Source organism: Okeania sp. SIO2F4 (assembly GCF_010672385.1).
Taxonomy (GTDB): Bacteria; Cyanobacteriota; Cyanobacteriia; order Cyanobacteriales; family Microcoleaceae; genus Trichodesmium.
Genome location: NZ_JAAHGT010000832.1, coordinates 1 through 4,376, shown reverse-complemented (window position 1 = coordinate 4,376; position 4,376 = coordinate 1). Strand labels below are relative to the sequence as shown.

3 protein-coding genes are annotated in these 4,376 nt (G+C 36.6%); all 3 read left to right on the top strand.

Translation table 11 applies throughout. From position 1 onward, the window contains the following. Window positions 1–545: 545 nt before the first annotated feature. Window positions 546–1,499: a substrate-binding domain-containing protein gene (locus F6K22_RS33475; protein WP_293108304.1), complete on the top strand. Its 954-nt coding sequence runs from the start codon at window positions 546–548 to the stop codon at window positions 1,497–1,499. Beyond that, window positions 1,496–3,781, top strand: coding sequence for an ATP-binding protein (locus F6K22_RS33470; RefSeq protein WP_293108301.1), 2,286 nt, complete (start codon window positions 1,496–1,498; stop codon window positions 3,779–3,781). The genes F6K22_RS33475 and F6K22_RS33470 overlap by 4 nt, the downstream gene beginning before the upstream one ends. A gap of 306 nt (window positions 3,782–4,087) precedes the next feature. Continuing rightward, a partial coding sequence (locus F6K22_RS33465; RefSeq protein ID WP_293108298.1) for a response regulator occupies window positions 4,088–4,376 on the top strand: 289 nt, incomplete at its 3' end.

Here is a 4,376-nt window from a genome sequence, read left to right as displayed (position 1 = left end):
TGATTATCCGAACATGATATAATTACTAGATCTACAGGACTACCTGAAATATAAATGTTTTTTAGCTTATACCAAGCTTCAAAAAAGTATGTTACTTATAATAATAAGACTTAAAAGAATTGCTATTATATCATGTCCGAATAATTAGTAATAAAAAAATCTCCTGTTTAGACTTTCTTTTTTCCCTATTACCTCCTGAATTATCCCTCGTTATTTATAATTATTTAACCGGACATGATATTTAGATATCTCTTTGACTAAGAAACTAAAATCCCTAATAAATAATATTGTAATATTATTCATTCTGAGGTCTAAAAACACCCTAAATATTTGTAGCAAACATTGATCAAATTGCTCTTACCCTTGAGATTACTTTTATATATATTCCTGTGTCAATATTCTACTCTCTTCAAGTCCCTTGGGAGATAGTGACATTTTATCCTGCTGGTATACTTAAATCAAGAATAGCGTATAATATATTAAAAGTATCCTATTGAAAAGACTCAGTTTTCAGAGTTTCCAGAATTATCAAAAAGGTTATATAGATGAAGTTTATTTTGTGGCCAAACAATCGATTTATCAAATATTCCCTGGTATTTAGCTTGCTGTTATCTATTAGCACGATCGCTATTAGTTGTACTTCAACTTCTTCTAATAAATCTTCTGAAGGTGAAAAAATTTCCTCTCCTAATCCCCCTATTAGTAAGCCTTTACAAGTAGCGGTGCTTCCTTGGCAAAGTCCCGAAAAGCAGCAAGAAAAATTACAACCTTTAGCTAAATATCTAGAAACTATTCTCAAACGTACGGTTAATTTCCAAATTACGAAAAATTACGCAGAAGCAGTCGATTTGATTGTTAAAGAAGAGGTAGATATGGCATATTTAGCTGCTCTTACTTATATCAAAGCCAACGAACGCAACCCCAATATCCAACCGTTAGTTATACCCATAGATAGAGTAAGTGGCAGACCTTGGTATACTAGCGTAATAGTTGCCAATACTGCCGAAAATATCGAAACTCTGCAAGATTTAAAAGGTAAACGCTTTGGTTTTGTTAGTCCATCTTCTACTTCTGGGTTTCTTATACCCATGAATAGGTTGCAAAATGCGGATATCGATCCCACAAGAGATTTTTCTAAAATTCGCTACTCTGGCAGTCACGATAAAGCAACAGAAGACTTAGTAAATGGTGTGGTAGATGCGGTCACTAACGATAAGGAATCTTTCCTACGGGGTCAACAATCGGGAAAAATTGATGCGAAGTACAAAATTATCTGGGAGTCAAACCCCATACCTGCTCCCCCCATAGTTATCAATACCAAAAAGTTCACACCAGAAGTTATCGAGCAACTGCAAGAAGCCTTAATTGACGCCCCAGTTGGTGTTGTAGACGTAAGTGGTACTGAATCTGCTGGTTATACCTTGGCTAAAGATTCAGACTTCGAGGAAGTACGACAAATCTATAGCCGTCTGAAGTTTACAAAAGTAGCTGAAAAATGAAAATTCTGACTAAATTTATCGCTTCGACAGCAATTTCTGTGGGATTAGTAGCTGCTTTACTCGGAGGTAGTACACTCTTGATTAGGCGGATAGAAAAATCCATAGAGCAAACCCGGAATCATACCAATCAAGCAGTTCGTAAAAGTCAAGCACTTAAGCTTTCTCTAGAAAAGCAAACTGCTGCAATGAAAGGCTATCTTTTACTAGATCGGAGTGCTGCTCATCTTAACAAGTATCAGCAAAATATGTCAAAATTTTTGAGCAGTTTGGAAGAGATTCAACAGCTAACACCAGAATCTAAAAAACCAGAAGTGATAGGTCGTCGTCATCAATTTCTTGTCCGCTTAGTGAATAAGATTGTAGAAGATAAAAATTATTCTACTTCTCGGGTCAAGCAAGATTTCAAAGCTATCAACTCATTCGAGGATGATATTCTCTTTTTCCTTAACTCCTTGGTGGAGGAAGTACGGCAAAAAGATGCTGTTAGCCAACAAGCTGCCATGCAATTTAAGGGAAATGCAACTATTGTCACCTACTGTTTAATTGGGGTAGTGTTGCTGATTTTCATTGGTCAGTTTTCCCTAACACTGTTACCAGTAATTCGCTCGATTCAAACCCTGCAAATTGGTGCAACAAAATTAGGTATGGGGGATTTAAGTTATCGTTTGGATATTCAGACTGGTGATGAAATTGAGCAATTAGCCCAAGAATTTAATCAAATGGGAGTTAAATTAGCTGAGTCTTACAATTCATTGGAACAGAAGCGACAAGCTGCTGATGCTGCTAATCAGGCCAAAAGCGAATTTTTAGCTAATATGAGTCACGAACTCCGTACCCCCCTCAATGGAATTCTGGGTTATGCTGAAATCCTCAATCGTTCCCAGACCTGGGGAGAAAAAGAAAAAAAAGGAATTAAGATTATTCACCAGTGTGGTTCCCATTTACTCACACTGATTAATGACATCCTGGATATCTCCAAAATTGAAGCCCGCAAACTAGAATTGCAACCACAACCGATTCATTTACCATCTTTTCTCCCAGGAATTGGGGAAATTATTCGCCTTCGGACGAAAAAAAAAGGTGTTGATTTTGTTTACTTACCAGATACCAATTTACCAGAAGGTATTTTAACCGATCCTAAAAGATTACGTCAGGTATTGATTAATTTATTAGGAAATGCTGCTAAATTTACACAAAAGGGTAAAGTGACATTTAGGGTAAAGGTAATTGATTCTATGGCAGTACAAAAACAAACTGAATATCAAATACCTGAAGATAAAGTCAGACTCCGTTTCCAGATTAAGGATACAGGAATTGGCATGAGTCCAGATTCTTTGGAAAAAATTTTCCAACCCTTTGAACAAGTTGGTGAGGGGAAACGATGCGCTGAAGGAACTGGATTAGGACTTGCTATTACTCATAATATTCTCAGTCTGATGGGTAGCGAGATTCAAGTTACAAGTGAATTAGGAGTGGGCAGCACTTTTACCTTTGAAGTCGATTTTCCTCTAGCGCAAGAGTGGCAGCATAAAGTTATGACTAACACCGAAAAGCAATTAATTGGTTATGAAGGGGAGTCACAAACTTTGTTAGTTGTCGATGATAAGTGGGAAAACCGCTCAGTAATTGTCGGGTTACTGGAACCACTAAAATTTAATGTGATTGAAGCAGAAAATGGGGAAGATGGTTTGAATAAGGCTAATCAGTTGCAGCCAAACTTAATTATTACTGATTTAATGATGCCAGTCATGGATGGATATACCTTTGTCAAGCAAATCAGAGAATCGGAAATACTTAAGGCGACTCCAGTAATTGTTTCTTCTGCATCTGTTTCCTCAATGGTTAAAGACCATAGTTTGGATGCTGGTGGCGATGCTTTCCTAGAGAAACCTGTAGCAGCAGATAAATTGTTTAAGCTACTGGGAGAACATTTACAGATTACCTGGAAATATGAATCTCTTCTTACTCCTGGTTCTACTGAGTTACGACATCAGCAAAATAGTAGCAAAACAGAAACTACTACTGCAGATATGGTCTTACCCCCACTAGCAGACCTAGAAAAATTATTTCAACTTGCTCAACAAGGTAGATTAAAAAAGTTAGTAGCAGCAGCTCAAACCTTAGAACAAGAAAATCAAGATTATGCTGCCTTTGTCGATCGTATTGTTCAGCAAGCTAAAGACTTTGAAATTAAAAAAATTACCATCTTTATTCAAGAATCTTTAGAAAAATCAAATAATAAAAAAGGAGTCAGGAGTCAGGAGTCAGGAGTCAGGAGGTAGGAAGGAGTTTTTTCCCTAACTTTGGGTAGGAAATAGGTATGATTTGCACTCTTAATTTTGGACTCAAAACTTACATTCTGAGCAATTTTATACCTAAAATCAGCAACGCAAAAAAAAGAATGCTACAAAAAGGAGGGTCTTGAACGAATATACTGAAAAATAGCTGCTCCAATTTATTTTAGATAGTTATCTCTATCTTTATCCCTTTTTTTCAATGTTTATCCCTTCTTCCTTCTTCCTTCTTCTGTAGGGACGTTGCATGCAACGTCCCTACCATTTGTAACAAACATTTATTAAATTGGTATTATGGACAATTCAGATTTAATTTTAGTAGTAGATGATACTCCTGCCAACTTAGCAGTTCTTTCAGAAGCATTAAGTGATGCTGACTTTGAAGTAGCGATCGCCACAGATGGTGAATTAGCTATTACTCAAGCAGAATTAAGTTTACCCAGTTTGATACTCCTTGATGTCATGATGCCTGGTATTGATGGTTTTGAAACTTGTCGCCGTCTCAAAGCTTCTAAGATAACTCAAAATATACCCATAATTTTTATGACCGCTCTGAGCGACTCCACTGATAAAGTCAAGGGAA